Below are 15,622 nucleotides of genomic sequence, written 5' to 3'. Positions count from 1 at the left end.
TACCACGCGAAAGGTAACACCATGGAACTGAACAACATCACCCAAACCACCGCCGCAGCTACCGCTGGCGTCGATATCGCTCTGCTGCTGGCGGCCGACTCCAAGCCTGTCGAAAAGACTTTCACCGTCAGCGTGCTGTTCAACGACGACGGCGACCACCTGGCCGGCTTCGAGACCGTCGGCAAGAACAGCACCCAGTACCGCGACGTTATCCGCGCCACCTCCGTGACTGCGATCAAGCGCAGCCAGACCAAAAAGCAACAGATCGACGGCAAGACCGATGCCGGTGCTGGCCAGCTGTTCGACCTGGGCGAGGACCGCAACCTGAAGATCGCCATCGCTGTGACCGTTGGCCTGCCTGGCTTCACCTCGGGCGGCCAGCCGCTGCCGGTTACCGAGGCGAACGTCCGCGCGCTGCTGACCAAGTTCCCGGCCTGGGTGGACAAGATCATCGCCGCGCTGGAAGTTGACGCCAATTTTTTGACGATCTAAAGCGCCAACTGCTTGAGCACGCTGAGGCGTCGCTCAAGCTGAGCGTCAAGCAGAAGGACGGCAGAACGTTGCGCTGGCACCTCGAAACGGTGATGGCGCAGACCGGCGTGGCGCCGCCGCAGCTCGACGTGCCGCCGATCCCGCACGAGCTGATGCACGTGTGGGAGTACTTCTGTCAGCTCAGCCGCAAGCGAACCAACGGCGGCCTGGCGGCCAACCCCATCTCCGACGAGCAGATCATGGCGTGGGAGCGGCGCCAAGGTTTCCGCCTCACGCCGTTTGAAGGCGAGTGCATCGACGCGCTCGATGAAATATTTTTAAGCAATCAATAGACCGCCCTTGAGGCGGTCTTTTCTTTTGGGCTGCCAATGACCGTTGATATCGCCACCCTCGGGATCCGGATCGACTCCAGCGAAGCGCGCACTGCTGCGCGCGACATGGAGAACTTCCGAGGTGCCGGCGCACGCGCCGAGCAGCAGGTCACTGCAATCGATGTGGCCGCCCGCAAGGCTGCCCAGGCGCTGCAATTCCTCGGCATCGGTGTCGGCGTCGGCGCCATCATCAAGATGGCCGACGAATACACGAAGTTCACCGCGCAGTTGCAACTGGCTACCCAGTCGCAGCGGGAATACGCCGCCGCCGTCGAGGACGTACGCCGCATCGCCGCGACCGCGCAGCAGGATCTGGCCGCGACCGGCACGCTATACGCGCGGATCGCCAACGGCACCCGCGAACTGGGCATCTCGCAAAAGAACGTCGCCGATATCACCGAAACCGTCAATCTGGCGCTGAAGGTGAGCGGCGCCACCAGCGCCGAGGCGGCGTCTGCCATGTTGCAGCTGTCGCAGTCGTTCGCCTCTGGCACTTTGCGCGGCGAGGAGTTCAATGCCGTCAACGAAGCGGCGCCACGCCTGATGAAGGCGCTGGCCGATGGTATCGGCGTGCCGGTCGGCGCACTGAAGGATATGGCCAGCAATGGCGAGATCACGTCCAAGGTCATGGCGCAGGTGCTGCCGCAGGCACTCCAGCAGTTGCAGGAAGAGGCGAAGCACGTCCAGACGATCAGCGGCGCCTTTACCGTGCTGAAGAACAACGTGCTGGAGTTCACCGGCACGCAGGCGCAAGCCAACGGCACGGTTGCAGCGCTCACGAGCGGCATCATGCTGCTGGCCAATAACCTCAGCATCCTGATGGGCGTGATCGGCACGATCACGGCAGTAAATGTGGCGAACTGGTTGACCGCCTGGACTACTAAAACGTATGAGCGCATCACGGCGGTGTACGCACAAGTCGCGGCCGAGAACGCCGCGCGCGCTGCTATCATCGCCAGCGCAGAGGCCCAAGTGTCGAATACGGCTGCCACCACCGCTGGCCTACAGGCTACGCAAGCCGCAATTGTCGTTGCTCGTGAAGAAATGGTGGCGCGGCTGGGTGTTGCAAATGCCAATATCCAGACGGCACAGGCATCCATCGCCAGCACGGATGCTCTGGCAGCGCAGGCGCGCGCGGCCATCGCAGCATCGAGCGCAGCCGGCGCGCTGAGTACCGCCCTGCGCGTACTTCGCGATTCCAACCGCGAGCTGGCCGTACAGGAAGCGATACGTGTTGGCTTGCAGGCTGACCTTGCAGTTGCCGAGCAAGCCCGCGCAGCCGCAACCGCCGAGCTCGCAATCTTGGGGCAGCAGCAGGCCCGAGTGAGCGCCCAGGTCACTGCGGCAACCGCAGCCCAGACGGCTGCTCAGACTGCGCTGACGGCCGCTACTGGCACGGCTGCCGCATCCGCTGGTCTGCTGAGCCGTGCAATGGGTCTGCTCGGCGGCCCCGTCGGCGCGGTCGTAACCGTGCTGGGGCTCGCTGCAACTGCATGGTCGTGGTACAGCTCGCGCAGCACGGAGGCAAATACCAAGACCGCGGAAGAAACCAAGGCCAGCACCGCCGAAGTAGTAGTACAGATGACCAAGCAAATCGAGGTCATGGAACGGCGCAACAAGCTGGCCCTCGCCGGCATGCCATCCACTGGAAAGCAAAATCCGCTGGATGACAAGTTGGCCGAGATCATTGCTGAAAGCGAGAAGGTCGCCAAATCGCAGGGTGATTACGCTAATTTGAGCTACGAAGCGCGCGGTGAAATTCTCAAAGTCCTTGGCGGCCAGTATGGCGAGGTTACAGCACTCATTGAGCGCTTCAACAAAGCGTCTGCGGACGGCGCCGGAAATACGGCAGCGGCAAAGGCGCTGGTAGAGATTCGCGAACGCGTGACCGGCGTGAGCGGTCAGTACCAGAAAGACCTGAAGACTTATCAGACCGCGCTCGCCGAAGGCGTCATCGGCATGGCCGAGTACACCGCAGGGGTGACCACGCTCGCGCAAGAAACATGGAAGGGATCGGAGGCGGGAAAGGCGGCAGTTGCCAGCGCCAATAAGTCCGCCGAGGCGTACAAGACCCTGATCAGTTCGATCCGCGAGGCCACTGCCACGAACAAGCTGGAGCTGGCGGCCGGTATCGACGCCAGTGATGCGCAGAAAGCGCGAATCAAGCTCGACCAGGAGCTGGCCAGCGGCAAAGTGAAGCTGACGGCCGGCCAACTGGCATCAGTGCGCGCGGCGCTGGCGGAGGAGGATGCGTCGGAGAAGGCGCTGAAGTCTCAGCGCAGCGTGGCCGCTGCCATTGCGGAGCTCAACGAGCAGCGCCGCCAGGACTTCGCCACCGCAGCCGCCGAGGCCGCAGCGAACGAACAGGCGGCTGCTACCTTCGGGCTGACCAAGGCGCAGATCGAAGCACTGACCGTGGCGCGCCTGCAGGATCGCCTGGTGCATGCCGCTGATTTGGAACTGACTGCCAACGACATCGCCCAGACCGAGCGGCTGATCGCCGTGAAGCAGAAAAGCGCCGACGCCCTGACCAAAACCGATGCGCTGGGCTACATCAAGCAGTTGACCGAAGAGAACCGCAAGTTCGCAGCGGACTCGATCATCGACGAGCGCGCGCGTGCCGCCGCCCTGACAGAGATCGACGCCGATGTTTGGCGCAAGCGAATCGTGCTGGCCGGGGATGGCACCGAACAGCAGAAGCAGCTGCAGCAGCAATTCGACGTCTGGTACCGCGACCAGTCGATCAAGCTGATGTTGGACGAACAACGCGAAGCCATCAAAAAGTATGACGATGTCTTCCGCGACGGGTTCGCCGACATGCTCAACCACGGCAAATCCGGCTGGAAGTCGTTCACCACCTCTCTGGTCACGACGTTCAAGACGACCGTGGCTGATCAGATCTATAAGATGTTCGCGCAGCCATTTGTGGTGAGGGTTGTGGCCAGCCTGCTGGGCGTGACGGGCGCTGGTGCAGCAACCGCTGCCCAAGCCGCCGGGGGGGCTACCGGCGTCGCTGGCAGCGCCCTGTCCGTGGCGAGCCTGTACAACGCTGCCAAGAGCGCGTATGCCGCTGTCACCGGCGGCTTCACGAGCCTGGCCAGCGGTGTTACAGAGACCGTGCAGAGCGGGCTGAACATGCTCGGCACGAACACCGGCTTCTACTCCAGCGCAGGATCTGGCTTGCCTGCTTCGGCATTGGCGCAGGGCGCTGGCGTCGTTGCGTCTTACCTGGCCGGCGCCGGCGTCGGAAAACTGATCGGCTCGGCAATCTCGGGCGAATATCAGATTGGCAACCATGGCAGCGCGATCACCAACATCAGCACCATCGCGGGCCTGTTTCTTGGCGGCCCGATCGGCGGCGCCATCGGTGGCGCCGTCAGCGGACTGTTGAACCGCGCCTTTGGCATGGGCTCGAAGAACGTCACCAGCACGTCACTGCAGGGCAGCCTTACGCCGACCAGCTCCAATATTGAAACCGTGGAGGCTTGGACGCAGAAGGGCGGTTGGTTCCGCAGCGATAAGAGCGGCACCGATAGCACTCCGCTGGACGCGACACAGTCGGAGGCGTTCAGCGTCACATACAAAGCTATCCTCGACGTCAGCAAGACGCTGGGCGACACCATTGGCGCAGACACCGCGGCGCTATCGACGCGCGTGCAGCAGTTGAACATCGATCTGACCGGCATGAAGGATGCCACGGCGCAGCAGGAAGCGATCACCAAATTCTTCGCTGGCGTGGCTGACACCATCGGGACCGAGTTGGTTCCAAATCTCGCGCAGTTCCAGAACGAGGGTGAGGCGTTGAGCGCGACCCTGCAGCGCGTCGCTACGGATTACGCCAGCGTTGACGTCATCCTGGGCAGCATCGGCAAAACTTTCGGTGCCGTGGGAGTTTCCAGCATCGCCGCGCGTGAGAACCTGATCAAGGCTGCCGGCGGCCTGGACGCGCTATCGAGCAGCGTGTCTTACTTCCAGCAGAACGTCCTGTCCGACAGCGAACGGCTCGCGCAGACCCAAAAGGACCTGGCGGAACAACTTCAGAAGCTCGGCCTGGCAAATTTTGACAGCCTGGACCAGTACAAGCAAATCGTCCTGGGGGTCGATACAACGACGCAGGCCGGCGCGGATCTGTTCGCCGCACTGTTGAAGTTGGCACCGGAGGTCAAGGCCGTCGCCGAGGCGGCTGACGCAGCCGTGAAAGCCGCCAAAGACCTAGCTGAAGCGAAGGCATCGGAGGAGTTGGAGCGAATTGCAAAGGCGGCCGAGGCGCTGACGAGTGCAGTGGATGCCGCACTGGGCCAGTTGGAGTCCGCAATCAGCCGTCAGAAGGATGTGCTGAACGCCGCGTATCAGGCCGCCACGGACAAGCTGCAAGCGAGCATCGACAACGTGACGTCCTCCGTGAGCAAGTTGCAAAGCCTGTCCCAATCTCTCCGTTCTACGTTGGACGCGCTCAGTGGCACGGACGGCAGTCTGTCCGACCGGCAGGCCGCGCAGGCGCAAATCGAGGCGGCGCTTGCGATCGCCAAGGCGGGCGGACCGCTTCCTGATGCCGACAGCCTGAAGAACGCGCTCTCGACCGTGAGCAAGGATGCATCAGACCAGTTCAGCACATACCTGGACTATCAGCGCGACCTATACCGAACGCAGAGTAGTGTCTCACAGCTGGCAGACCTGACCGACAACCAACTGTCCACCGCCGAGCAGACGCTGGCGACGCTGCAAGACCAGAAGGACCAGCTTCAGAAAGATCATGAAGCGGAGCTCGCCAAACTGGACGAAATGCTCGATCAGGCCAAGGCCCAGGTGGACGTTTTGAACGGCGTCAGCACGGCGCTCGTGTCGATCCCGCAGGCGCTGGCTGCGCTGGCGCAGTCTATTTCCGCAGCTATGAACAATTCGGTGGCGGCCGCCGCATCGCAGGCGCAGGCGGCGTACCAGCAGTACCTCGGTCGCGACGCGTCCAGTAGTGAGGTCGATTTCTGGAAGGACCAAGCTGCGGGTGGAGTGAATGTGGTCGGCGCGATCGCCGGGTCCGACGAGGCAAAGATTCAGGATATTTACAAGACACTTCTCGGCCGAACCGGCGACGCTGCAGGCGTGGATGCCTGGGAGGCGGCGATCAAGGCTGGCATGTCGTGGGACCAGATAAAGCAGGGCTTCCTTGGTAGCGACGAATACCAAAAGCTGCATTCGTTTGATGTCGGGACGAACAGCGTTCCGTACGACATGACCGCCAACATCCACGAGGGCGAACGAATCATCCCTGCCGCTGACAACCGCGAGCTGATGGCGCGCCTGCGCGCACCGATAGGCGATAACTCCGATCTGGTCTCGGAGTTGCAAGCTCAGCGTGCCGAAAACGCGGAGATGCGCCAGATGCTGGAAGCGCACCTTTACGCCATCGCGAAGAACACGCTTGAGACCGCTGACTTCCTGGATGGCGCTGTTAATGGCGGGGTTCCACTCGCAACGAAAGAAGTTGAGGAAACTGCATGATTATTTTGGATCCGATAGCAGTCTCCGCGGCCGGCGTATTCGTCAATTCAAACGTTTCGGAAGACGATGCGCCAGCGCAAAGCCTGACCCGGGTGTATGCCGCTGGTGATCAGGTGATGGACACGAGCGCGCATGCACTCTTCGAATCGAAAGTTGGTGTGCGGTCGACCGTTACGATCTCGGTCGCTTCGCCTGGCGTTGTAACGTGGAGCGGGCACGGGCTGGCTGCCGGCACGCCGGTTTCGTTCGAAACCACCGGCGCGCTGCCCACTGGCCTCGCGCGTAATGCCGTCTACTACGTGGTATCGCCAGCCACAAATACCTTCCAGGTGAGTGCGACTGCAGGTGGTGCCGCCATCAACACATCAGGGTCACAGTCCGGCGTGCACAACGCCACAGCTGGCCAGAACTTCAACCGAGCACTGACCGATAAGACGTACTGGCTACCGGCCGGCGCGACCAACCGCTGGAAGATGTTTGATGACTACAACAACACGCAGACCGAGCACGCGGACGAGATCGTCGTGACAGTGCGGCCGCAGGCCATCGCACAAGGGCTTTATCTGGGCAACACCGATGCCGACGAGATTCAGGTGATCGGCACCGATCCTACGGATGGTGTTGTGCTCAACGAAACCACAAGCCTCAACGTGTCAAATTCAGGCAGCAGCTTCTACAACTGGCTGTTCAAACGCATCCGCCGGCGCCGGCAGTTCTGCACGCTCAACCTGCCGCTGTACTACGCGGCTTCTTTCGAGGTGCGCATCAAGAAGCCGGGCGGTACCGCTAAATGCGGGATGTTCTGCATCGGCCCGCTCGAAGATGTTGGCCTGTCGCAGTATGGTCTGGAGGCGGAGATCAAGGACTACTCCACCACGCGTTTCAACGCTGACGGCACCAGCGAGACCACGGTGCGGGGCTACTCCAAGAAGATGACTATCGACCTCGATCTGAGTAACGACGTGGTCGATGAGGTGCACGAGCGCCTGATCGACTTCCGGCAGAAAACGGTGGTCTTCATCGGCGCCAAACAGTTCGACCTCAGCCTGGTGTGCGGCGTGTTCTCCAGCTTCAAGACCGTTGTGTCCGATTTCGCACGGTCAAAAATCGCAATGCAAATAGAAGGGAAAGTGTAATGCCGATCACCAAGCTGATGGAAGGGCTGCCAAGCCGCACGATGCCGCAAGCCGAATTCGATGCGGCATCGGAAAAATACATGGCTGAATTGCCTGACTGGGGTGATGAGGCAAATTCGCTGGAAGAAAACGTGAACGCAAAGGAGGCATCGGCCACTGCCGCTGCGGCGACCGCCATCACGAAAGCCAACGAGGCAAGCGACAGCGCCGACGACGCGCAGTTGTTCAAGGAGCAGGCGTCGAGTTTCGCGGACGCGGCAGCCGAGAGCGCCAACGCTGCCCATGCCAGCGAGCTCGCCGCAGCAAATTCGTCCACCAGCCTGACCGCCAACAGCACCACCGCCGTGGTGCTCGGCAATGGCACGAAGGTATTCACGGTCCCGGCTGGGAAGCAGTTTCCGCCTGGCGAACTGCTGCAGGTCGGCAGCACCGGCACGCCGGCCGCGCGCATGTTCGGAACCGTGGCATCTTACGTCGGTACCACGCTGACGGTCACCACCACGCTGACAGAAGGTCCGGCCGGCACATACAGCGATTGGGTCATCACGCCGGGCGGTGCGCGCGGCCCAGGCGGTGGCACTGCCGGCGGCCAGCTCACCGGCGCACTGGACGAGCTGAAGGGCACGGCGCCGGCCAGCAGCGCGACGCCGGATGTCTGGAACGCCGGCGGCAACTATGTGCCGATCACCCAGACGGCCACCATCACTGGCTTGCCGAATGCGTCGCAGCCGGGCGCCAAGCGTACGCTGAAGGCCGAGTCGACGTTCTCGATCACCAGCAGCACGAACTTCTTCGTGCATGGCGGCTCGACCGTCATCAACCCGGGAGATGAGCTGGACATCGTGGCTGACACGGTCAGCAAGTTTCTCGTCACCGTTCGTCGGAACAACGGTGCTGGCGCCGGCGCCACTGGGCGCAACACCCAGGTGCTGAAAGCATCGACGGTGTGGGCCGCGCAAATTACTGGCTGGCATACCGTCATGCTGGTCGGGGCGGCCGGTTCCGGTGCCTGCGCTATTGGTGTCGGTGGTGCTCGCGCTGCGGCCAGCGGCAGCTCTACGGCCGGCATCGTTCTGAAAACCTTCTACGCGACGGCCGGAGACACTTATACCTTGGTTTTGGGTGCTCGTGGCGCATCTGTCACAACCCCGTCTACTGGAGCAAACGTGGCCCTGAACGGCAACGACGCTGTGGACTCCACTTTTGTCGGCGGCTCGGTGTCGCTGACCGCCGGCGGTGGCAAGAAAGGCAATGCCACCGTGGGCAGCACCAGTTCTACTGTGGCGGCTGGGGCAGTCGGTGGCACCGCATCCGGAGGTGATTACAACTTCCCGGGCAGCCCATCGGGCAGCGTCACTATCACTATGAGCGGCGCAGGCATTCAATGCAACGGCGCTTCAGGCGGTGCAGCCCCGCCGTACAAGGGCAGCGCCAACAAAAGCGGCGATGTCCAGGTAACCTCCGGCGGCGGCGGTAGCATTATGGCGGCGTCAGGTGGTGCTGGCGTGGGCGGTAAGAGCGGAAATGTCACGCTGACTAATGATATGAGCGCATCCGCCGGAGCAAATGCGTATTCGCCTTCGGCAAACGTCACAAACTCCGTACTCGGAACCGCACCTGTAATCGATACTGATTTCCTCAATATCTTGTTGTCTATTCCACTGAACCTGACCGGCGCCAGCACCAATGCTGTCCAAAATGCGACGAGCGGCACAGCTAGTTCCGGTGCGGGGACGGGCGGAACAATCGGCTCAGGGATACCTACGACTATCGGAAGTGGTTCGGCATCGATGCTGGGCGGCACCGGCGGAGTGACGTGCCAGACCGGCAGCAGCGGTATGACGATGAGCAGCGGCGATTCCACCTATGGCGGCGGCACCGGCGGCGTATCTCTTTCGTCTGGTTCTCTCGTCTCCGCCACCCTGACCTCGGGCAACGGCGGCCAAGCATTCGCCGTTATCATCTCGCCTTAAGGATCGCATATGCCTACCATCCAGTACACCTGCACCGGCTTTGAAGAAGCCGGTGATGCCGAATTCTTCGACACAGACGGCAACTACCAGACCGCGCTTCACGCCTCGCGCTGTTTCGCCGACTGGTACGCCGAGAACCACGGCTGGACATGGAAGTGGCGTCCAGGCTACGAGCCATCGGATGAAGTGCCAGCGCCTGACAGTCCGCCGGAAGACCCAGAGCCGGCCGCTTCAACTTGATCAACCACGACCCGCTTCGGCGGGATTTTTTTCGCCTAAAGAAAGGCTGCACATGCCAGAGGAAGAACGGAAACTCACCGACGCCGATATTGATGCGATTGTCGATCGGTTCGAAAACAAGGTCGCCGAGCGCTTTTACGGCGATCTCGGTCGCGGCGTATGGGGCGTGGTGTGGAAGGCCATCGTCGCAATCATCGTAGGCATCGCCGCTTACGGCTCACTGAAAGGCATGAAATGAAAATCCTGAAATACATCACGCGCCATCGCTCGCTATTCCTGTTCGGCGGCGCCATCCTGGCCGTCTGGGCATCGTTGGAGTCAGATCCTGATCACGGCTGGGCGACCGTGCTGGGCGGCGTGGCCATCCTGCAGGGTATCTGGGCGGTGGCGGCGTCCCACTGGGCGCGCAAGGCGCTGCTGGACTACCCGGAGGCGGACATGCGCAAGCTGTTCGCGCGCGCCAGCGAGGAAGCGACCGGTGCCGGGCTGGCGCTGATCGCCATGGCCATCATCCTGGCGGCGCTGATGCTGGTGTTCTCGCCGCGCGCGCATGCGGCAGACCTGCCGGCCGGCGCAGTGAAATACCTGCCGGTGCTGAAAGCTGAGCAGCAGCGCCTGTGGCCGGATCATCCGCGCCCGGCACTACTGGCCGGCCTGGTCGAGCAGGAGTCGTGCATCACGCTGCGCGCGCGCGGTTGCTGGAATCCTGGTGCGCAGCTGAAGACGGCGCGCGAGGAGGGCGCGGGTGTCGGCCAGATCACGCGCGCCTACCGTGCCGACGGCAGCGTGCGCTTTGATGCGCTGGCCGGCGTGCGCGACCAGTACGGCGCCGAGCTGGGCGCGCTGTCCTGGTCGACCGTGTACCAGCGGCCTGACCTGCAGTTCCGTGCTCTGGTGCTGATGTCGCGCGATTCGGCGCGCCAGTTCCGCCAGGCGCCGGCGATGCTTGAATTCGGTGACGCCGGCTACAACGGCGGCCCGGCCGGTGTGCAGCGCGAGCGCCGCGCGTGTGCGCTCGCCAGGGGCTGCGATCCTGGTCAGTGGTTCGGCAACGTCGAACTGCACTGCCTGAAGTCGCGCGAGCCGCTGTACGGCAGCCGGTCGGCGTGTGACATCAACCGCGAGCACGTGCGCAACGTGTTCCAGATGCGATCGGCGAAGTACTTCGCCGCCTGGGCGGCGCTATGAGCGCGCTCGGCGAGGTGGTGGCTGGTGCCGGCGGCGTGCTGGCCGGCCAGCTTTGGAAGGTGTCCACCCTGGTGCTGCTGGCGGTCCTGCTGGCCGGCGGTAGCGCCGGCGGCGCGATGTGGTGGGCGGCAGCTGCCGCGCGCGACAAAGCGCTGGAGGATTTGGCTGCCGAGAAGGGCGTCAACGCGGAGCTGCGTGCCGGCATCGGAGATCAGAACCGGGCCATCACACAGTGGTACGAGGCGTCGAAGGATGCTGCGGCGCGCGGCGCGGCCGCCCAGCAGCAGGCTGCGGCCGCTGGCCTGCGCTACGACCAGGTGCTGCAGCAATTGGCCGGCGCCAAGGCGACTACCTGCGCGGACGCCATGCCCTACGTGAATCAGCTGCTGGAGAAAGTACGATGATCGTCAACCTGACAACATTGGCGGGGGTGGCCGCGTTGGTGCTGTTGACCGGCTGCCCATCGATGCCGCCGTCGACCACGCAAACCGTCCAAGTGCCGGTGGCGGTGCCGTGCGTGAAGGCCGCGCCGGCGCGCCCGGTGTACGAGTTCGACCAATTGCCGGCGAGGGCCAGCGATGGCGACAAGATCCTGGCCTTGGTGCGCGATTGGGCGCGCTATCGTAAATACACCGGTGAACTCGAAGCGATTCTTGCGGGCTGCGCTTAGTTATTAAAATATATCAAATGTCAAAAATGAATTGCAAATTAAATAATTTTGGTTTTAAAATGGGATGCCTCACTGTGAGGATTGATTCGTTCCTTTTTAAATACATTTAAGGAGTTGTGCGATGAAGTTAATCAAGGGAGTTTGCGCTGGTATTAGTCTGGTCGCTGCATTTTATGCTTCTGCTGCTTACACGGCACCGGCTGAGGGCGAGATCATTCGCTACTATGATGAGAATCATATTCAGGTCGGCTATTCCGAGCAAACGTGTACCGGCAAGACCAACTACATAGGTAACACGCACACCGATTACTATGAAATTCAAACCTACTCCTGTGGCTTCCCTCCTTGCATCTGGGATCCCTATCTGGACTGCTAAGTAAGTAGGTGATTAAGTAATCCAATGTTGCTGTCTGTAAAACGATTTGTTTGCGGACAGCAATCAAGTTCAAGTTGAGGAAGCGACGCGTAAGCGACAGCTGTTCAAATTCTCACTCATAGCAATCCCATCTGGGCATCTGCCACCGGCGTCTGCACCGGCAGCTCTGGTTTTTTGGCCCGCGGCGGCACAGGAAATTCCCATGTGCGCATCTGCATATTGGCTTCGGTCGGGCGGCGCCGCGTCGCACTTGGTCTTGGACAATACTAGCATCCCCTTCAAAATTACAAGCTGCCGATCAGGCTCATACCGTTGGCGCCGAACTGGCTGCCCACCAGCGTCACGTCGTGCGCCAGCGCCATCGTCAGCTCGGCGCGGCTATGCGTGTCCAGGTATGTGTCCCACTTGGCCAGCGTGGCGCTGTCGGCCTGCTGGCCGGCGTTGTGGTACAGCAGGTTGACGAAGGCGTTGTTGTCCAGGCTGCCGAAGCGGGCGCCGAATTCTACCGACTCGATGAAGCCGGCGCCCAGCGCAGCATTCTGCAGGCCACTGTTCAGCCAGAAGACAAAACCTGGTAGATCGCCCGCGCGGCCCAGCGTCAGGTGGTACAACATGCCCAGTTCCTGCAGCTTGTCGGCGCCGGCCTGGGTGAAGCTGAGGTCGCGTGTGACGCCGTTGAATTCGCCCAGCTCGATCTGGCGGATGGTGTCCATGCTGCCTTCCGGCTCGGCGATCATGACGTCGCCGGCCTTGCTCAGCGCGAGGCTGTAGTCTTTTTCCGCACCGCTGTAGACCACCGTGTCGATGCCGTCGCCGCCGACCAATAGGTCGGAGCCGGCGCCGCCTTCCAGGCGGTCGTTGCCGCTACCAGCAATCCACCCGCTTTCCTGATTAAGTGTGACTGCCACGCCGGCGGCGCCATCTGCACCCAAGGTGCGATGTTCGGTGGAGGTGGCAAATGCGAGCAATACGTAGGCGCGCGAATGTGCAGCACCGTCGCTGGACAGTTGATCGGCCCAGAACTTCAGTTCAGCAGCGTCACCGGCTCGGCCAAGCACTTGCTGGTAAAGTTTCTGCACGTATGCGATGTCAGATAACGCATTCCATCCGGCTGCCGCCCATTCCGCCGACACCGTGAAACCTTGTGCGATCTGCTCCATTGAGGCGCCGCTTGCCAATAGGTGGTTGACGCCCGCCAGGTCACCCATGCGACCAAACGCTGCTGAGTACAGCAGTGTCAGGTCCGCCAGTTTGTTCGCGGGGGCGTTGAGGAATGCCAGCTCGGCTATCTTCAGGTTCAGGTCCGCCAGTCCCAGCGTCTGGCCTGTGGTCGATGTGCTATGGGACGCCGCCAGCTTGCCATCTGCCGTTATATAGAAAATCCAGTTGCCGATATCGCTGCTTCCACCAATCAGTACATCGTCGCCAGCGTCACCTGCGAGCTTATCGTTCCCACCACCGCCGATGATCGTGTCATTGCCGGCGCCACCATTTAGCGTGTCGTCGCCGACCGAGCCATGCAGAACCTGATCAACAGGCGCCGGTGGTGGTGGTGGAGTTGTGTTGACCGTAAGCACAAATGGCACTGAGGCCTGGCTCGCGTTGCCCGCAGCATCGGTGAAGAGGCCGCCGCTGACATTAACCGTAATCGGCGTGGTACTGTTGGCCGGCGGCGTGACTGTCACTGTATAGGTGGTGCCGCTGCCAGTAAAACCGGTTATCGTGCCACCGGTGACCACGACGTCACCCTGCACCAGAACGCCCGGATCGCTTAGCGTTAGTGTGATGGTGGCGGTACCGCCAAAGCTGACCGACGACGCGCTGCTGCTAATCCCGACCGTGGGCGCGGTGGCGTCGATAGTATACGGTGCCGAGAACTCAGTGCTGAAGTTGCCGGCGGCGTCTATCACTCGAACCACTACGTGACTACTACCGCTGAGCGTTTCGGTGACGCTCCAGCTGGTGTCTCCCACGCTAGTTGTTATGTTCTGCCAGCTCACACCGTTATCCAGAGAGAGTTGCACCACATCGCCGGCCACAAGCGGCGCACTCAGATTACCGGCCAGCGTTTGCCGCGGCTCGTTGGTGATGAGGTCGTTCGGGGTGCCGCTATCGGTCAAAAATGAGACGCCGCCGGCGATGGCGGTCGGCGCCACGGTGTCGATCTGCAGCGACGGAATGGCAGCGGCGCCGCCGACGTTGCCGGCGACGTCGGTATAGACGCCGCTGACCGCGATGGTGGCGCTGCCGGACGCCACGCCGCTGGTCGGCGTGAAGGTGGCGGTATAGACCAGCGGATTGCTGGTCGGGGTCAGCGCGCCCATCTGGCCGCCGGCGGCGAAGATGTCGCTGCCACTGAAGCCTACAGGTGCCTCGGAAAAAGTGAACGAGATGATGGCCGGCTCGACGCCATTGGCCGTCGGCACATTGCTGCTGATGGTCACCGTCGGCGGGCTCTGGTCGAACGCATATGGCGTGATGGTAGGCGTGCTGTAGTTGCCGGCAGTATCGATCACGCGCACCTGTAGCACTCCGCTGCCAGTCAGTGTATGTCCCAGGCTCCAGCTGTTGCTGCTGGCAGAGGCCGTATCCCAAGTGCCGCCGTTGTCAAACGAGACCTGCACCGACTCGCCGGCACCCAGCGGAGCCGAAAGCATACCGCTGACGGTCTGGCTGGCCACGCTGGTGATCAGGTCGGTCCCACTAGAACCGGTGTCTTGGGAAAAGTGCGGGATGCCGATCGCGGCCGCCATCGGCGCCAGGGTATCAATCATGATCGGCGCCGAACTGGCGCCGATGCCGCTGTTGCCGGCGGCATCGCTGTAGACATTGTTGGCGACGCTGATTACGGCGTTGCCGGTGGCGGTGTAGGCGGTGGGCGTGAACAAGGCGGTGTACACCAGCGGATTGGCGGTGGCGGCAAAGCCGCTCAGCGCTCCAATAGTGGCGCTGATGTCCTCGGCGGCGAAGTTGACCGGAACCTCGCTGAAGGTGAAGGTGATCAGGGCCGTCTCACCGCTCTTGAGCGAGGCGGCGCTGCTGGTAATTGCCATCGTCGGGGCCTGAGTGTCAACGCTGAGCGCTGGTCCGCTGGCGCCGGCGCCGATGTTGCCAGCCAGGTCGATGTAAGATCCCGCTTGCACGGACACGCTTGCCGGACCACTGTAGTTCAGCGTTGGCGTGAACACGGCGGTGTAGATGCTCGGATCACTGGCGTTCACGACCAAGGTGCTGATGCTACCGCCCGTCACCACTAGGTCGGCCGCTTGGAAGTCATACGGTACCTCGCTGAAGGTGAAGGTCACAGTGCTGCTGTCGCCGCCCTTGAGCGTGGTGCTGCTGGCGCTGATCGATACATGTGGCGCCGCCTGGTCGATGGTGTAGGCGCTGGCACTGACGGCACCGTGGTTGCCGACGGCGTCGGTCACGCGCACTGACACCGTGCCGCTGCCGCTTAGTACCAGCGCCCCCAGAGACCAACTAGCCGGACCGTCGGCAGTGGCCGTAACCCAGTCCACGCCTTGGTTGAGCGATACCTCGACGAACTCGCCAGCAGCCAACGGCGCGTCGAGCGTACCGTGTATTACCTGGATCGGATCATTGGTCACCAGGTCGGTGCTGCTGTAGCCAGAATCATCGTTAAAAGTGATGCCGGTAGAGACGGTACTTACAGTCAT

12 protein-coding genes are annotated in these 15,622 nt (G+C 62.2%); 11 read left to right on the top strand and 1 reads right to left on the bottom strand.

The annotated features are described in order from the left end of the window. Window positions 1-21 precede the first annotated feature (21 nt). The 11 genes from GJ698_RS02110 (at window position 22) to GJ698_RS02060 (ending at window position 11,945) form a co-directional block, all read left to right on the top strand. Window positions 22-492, top strand: a complete 471-nt coding sequence (locus GJ698_RS02110; RefSeq protein ID WP_154355921.1) for a hypothetical protein — start codon at window positions 22-24, stop codon at window positions 490-492. Between the two features lie 68 nt (window positions 493-560). Then, entirely contained in the window at window positions 561-824 is a 264-nt protein-coding gene (locus GJ698_RS02105; RefSeq protein ID WP_154355920.1) for a phage tail assembly chaperone, read from the top strand. Window positions 825-860: 36 nt separating this feature from the next. Continuing rightward, complete coding sequence (locus GJ698_RS02100; protein WP_154355919.1) at window positions 861-6,362, top strand: tape measure protein; 5,502 nt, start codon at window positions 861-863, stop codon at window positions 6,360-6,362. Beyond that, window positions 6,359-7,498: a hypothetical protein gene (locus tag GJ698_RS30585; protein WP_208023757.1), complete on the top strand. Its 1,140-nt coding sequence runs from the start codon at window positions 6,359-6,361 to the stop codon at window positions 7,496-7,498. Before GJ698_RS02100 ends, GJ698_RS30585 begins: the two co-directional genes overlap by 4 nt. Further along, complete coding sequence (locus GJ698_RS02090) at window positions 7,498-9,471, top strand: hypothetical protein (protein ID WP_154355918.1); 1,974 nt, start codon at window positions 7,498-7,500, stop codon at window positions 9,469-9,471. Before GJ698_RS30585 ends, GJ698_RS02090 begins: the two co-directional genes overlap by 1 nt. Before the next feature lie 9 nt (window positions 9,472-9,480). Then, window positions 9,481-9,711, top strand: coding sequence for a hypothetical protein (locus GJ698_RS02085; RefSeq protein ID WP_154355917.1), 231 nt, complete (start codon window positions 9,481-9,483; stop codon window positions 9,709-9,711). 52 nt (window positions 9,712-9,763) lie between these two features. Then, window positions 9,764-9,949 carry a hypothetical protein gene (locus tag GJ698_RS02080; RefSeq protein WP_154355916.1) on the top strand — a complete coding sequence of 62 codons (186 nt, stop codon included), beginning with the start codon at window positions 9,764-9,766 and terminating at the stop codon, window positions 9,947-9,949. Then, window positions 9,946-10,899, top strand: a complete 954-nt coding sequence (locus tag GJ698_RS02075; protein ID WP_154355915.1) for a lysozyme family protein — start codon at window positions 9,946-9,948, stop codon at window positions 10,897-10,899. Before GJ698_RS02080 ends, GJ698_RS02075 begins: the two co-directional genes overlap by 4 nt. 17 nt (window positions 10,900-10,916) lie before the next feature. Then, the gene (locus GJ698_RS02070) at window positions 10,917-11,303 is read left to right on the top strand and encodes a hypothetical protein (RefSeq protein ID WP_371865104.1); all 387 of its coding nucleotides are present in this window, start codon (window positions 10,917-10,919) and stop codon (window positions 11,301-11,303) included. Beyond that, a complete protein-coding gene (locus GJ698_RS02065; RefSeq protein ID WP_154355913.1) occupies window positions 11,300-11,569 on the top strand; it encodes a hypothetical protein in 270 nt (89 codons plus the stop codon). Before GJ698_RS02070 ends, GJ698_RS02065 begins: the two co-directional genes overlap by 4 nt. Window positions 11,570-11,690: 121 nt before the next feature. Beyond that, complete coding sequence (locus GJ698_RS02060; protein WP_154355912.1) at window positions 11,691-11,945, top strand: hypothetical protein; 255 nt, start codon at window positions 11,691-11,693, stop codon at window positions 11,943-11,945. Window positions 11,946-12,229: 284 nt separating this feature from the next. Here the strand turns inward: GJ698_RS02060 and GJ698_RS02055 are convergent, their stop codons facing one another. After that, window positions 12,230-15,622: an Ig-like domain-containing protein gene (locus GJ698_RS02055; protein WP_154355911.1), complete on the bottom strand. Its 3,393-nt coding sequence runs from the start codon at window positions 15,620-15,622 to the stop codon at window positions 12,230-12,232.

Origin of the sequence: Duganella aquatilis (genome assembly GCF_009674565.1) — a bacterium.
GTDB lineage: Bacteria > Pseudomonadota > Gammaproteobacteria > Burkholderiales > Burkholderiaceae_D > Rugamonas > Rugamonas aquatilis.
The sequence above is the reverse complement of the archived record's forward strand: the minus strand, read 5'-3'. Positions and strand labels throughout refer to the sequence as shown.

Bases quoted from the DNA above. Each gene is read 5' to 3' on its own strand.
- GJ698_RS02110 (WP_154355921.1), top strand. From the start codon at position 22: ATGGAACTGAACAACATCACCCAAACCACCGCCGCAGCTACCGCTGGC.
- GJ698_RS02100 (WP_154355919.1), top strand. From the start codon at position 861: ATGACCGTTGATATCGCCACCCTCGGGATCCGGATCGACTCCAGCGAA.
- GJ698_RS30585 (WP_208023757.1), top strand. From the start codon at position 6,359: ATGATTATTTTGGATCCGATAGCAGTCTCCGCGGCCGGCGTATTCGTC.
- GJ698_RS02090 (WP_154355918.1), top strand. From the start codon at position 7,498: ATGCCGATCACCAAGCTGATGGAAGGGCTGCCAAGCCGCACGATGCCG.
- GJ698_RS02085 (WP_154355917.1), top strand. From the start codon at position 9,481: ATGCCTACCATCCAGTACACCTGCACCGGCTTTGAAGAAGCCGGTGAT.
- GJ698_RS02080 (WP_154355916.1), top strand. From the start codon at position 9,764: ATGCCAGAGGAAGAACGGAAACTCACCGACGCCGATATTGATGCGATT.
- GJ698_RS02075 (WP_154355915.1), top strand. From the start codon at position 9,946: ATGAAAATCCTGAAATACATCACGCGCCATCGCTCGCTATTCCTGTTC.
- GJ698_RS02065 (WP_154355913.1), top strand. From the start codon at position 11,300: ATGATCGTCAACCTGACAACATTGGCGGGGGTGGCCGCGTTGGTGCTG.
- GJ698_RS02060 (WP_154355912.1), top strand. From the start codon at position 11,691: ATGAAGTTAATCAAGGGAGTTTGCGCTGGTATTAGTCTGGTCGCTGCA.
- GJ698_RS02055 (WP_154355911.1), bottom strand. From the start codon at position 15,622: ATGACTGTAAGTACCGTCTCTACCGGCATCACTTTTAACGATGATTCT.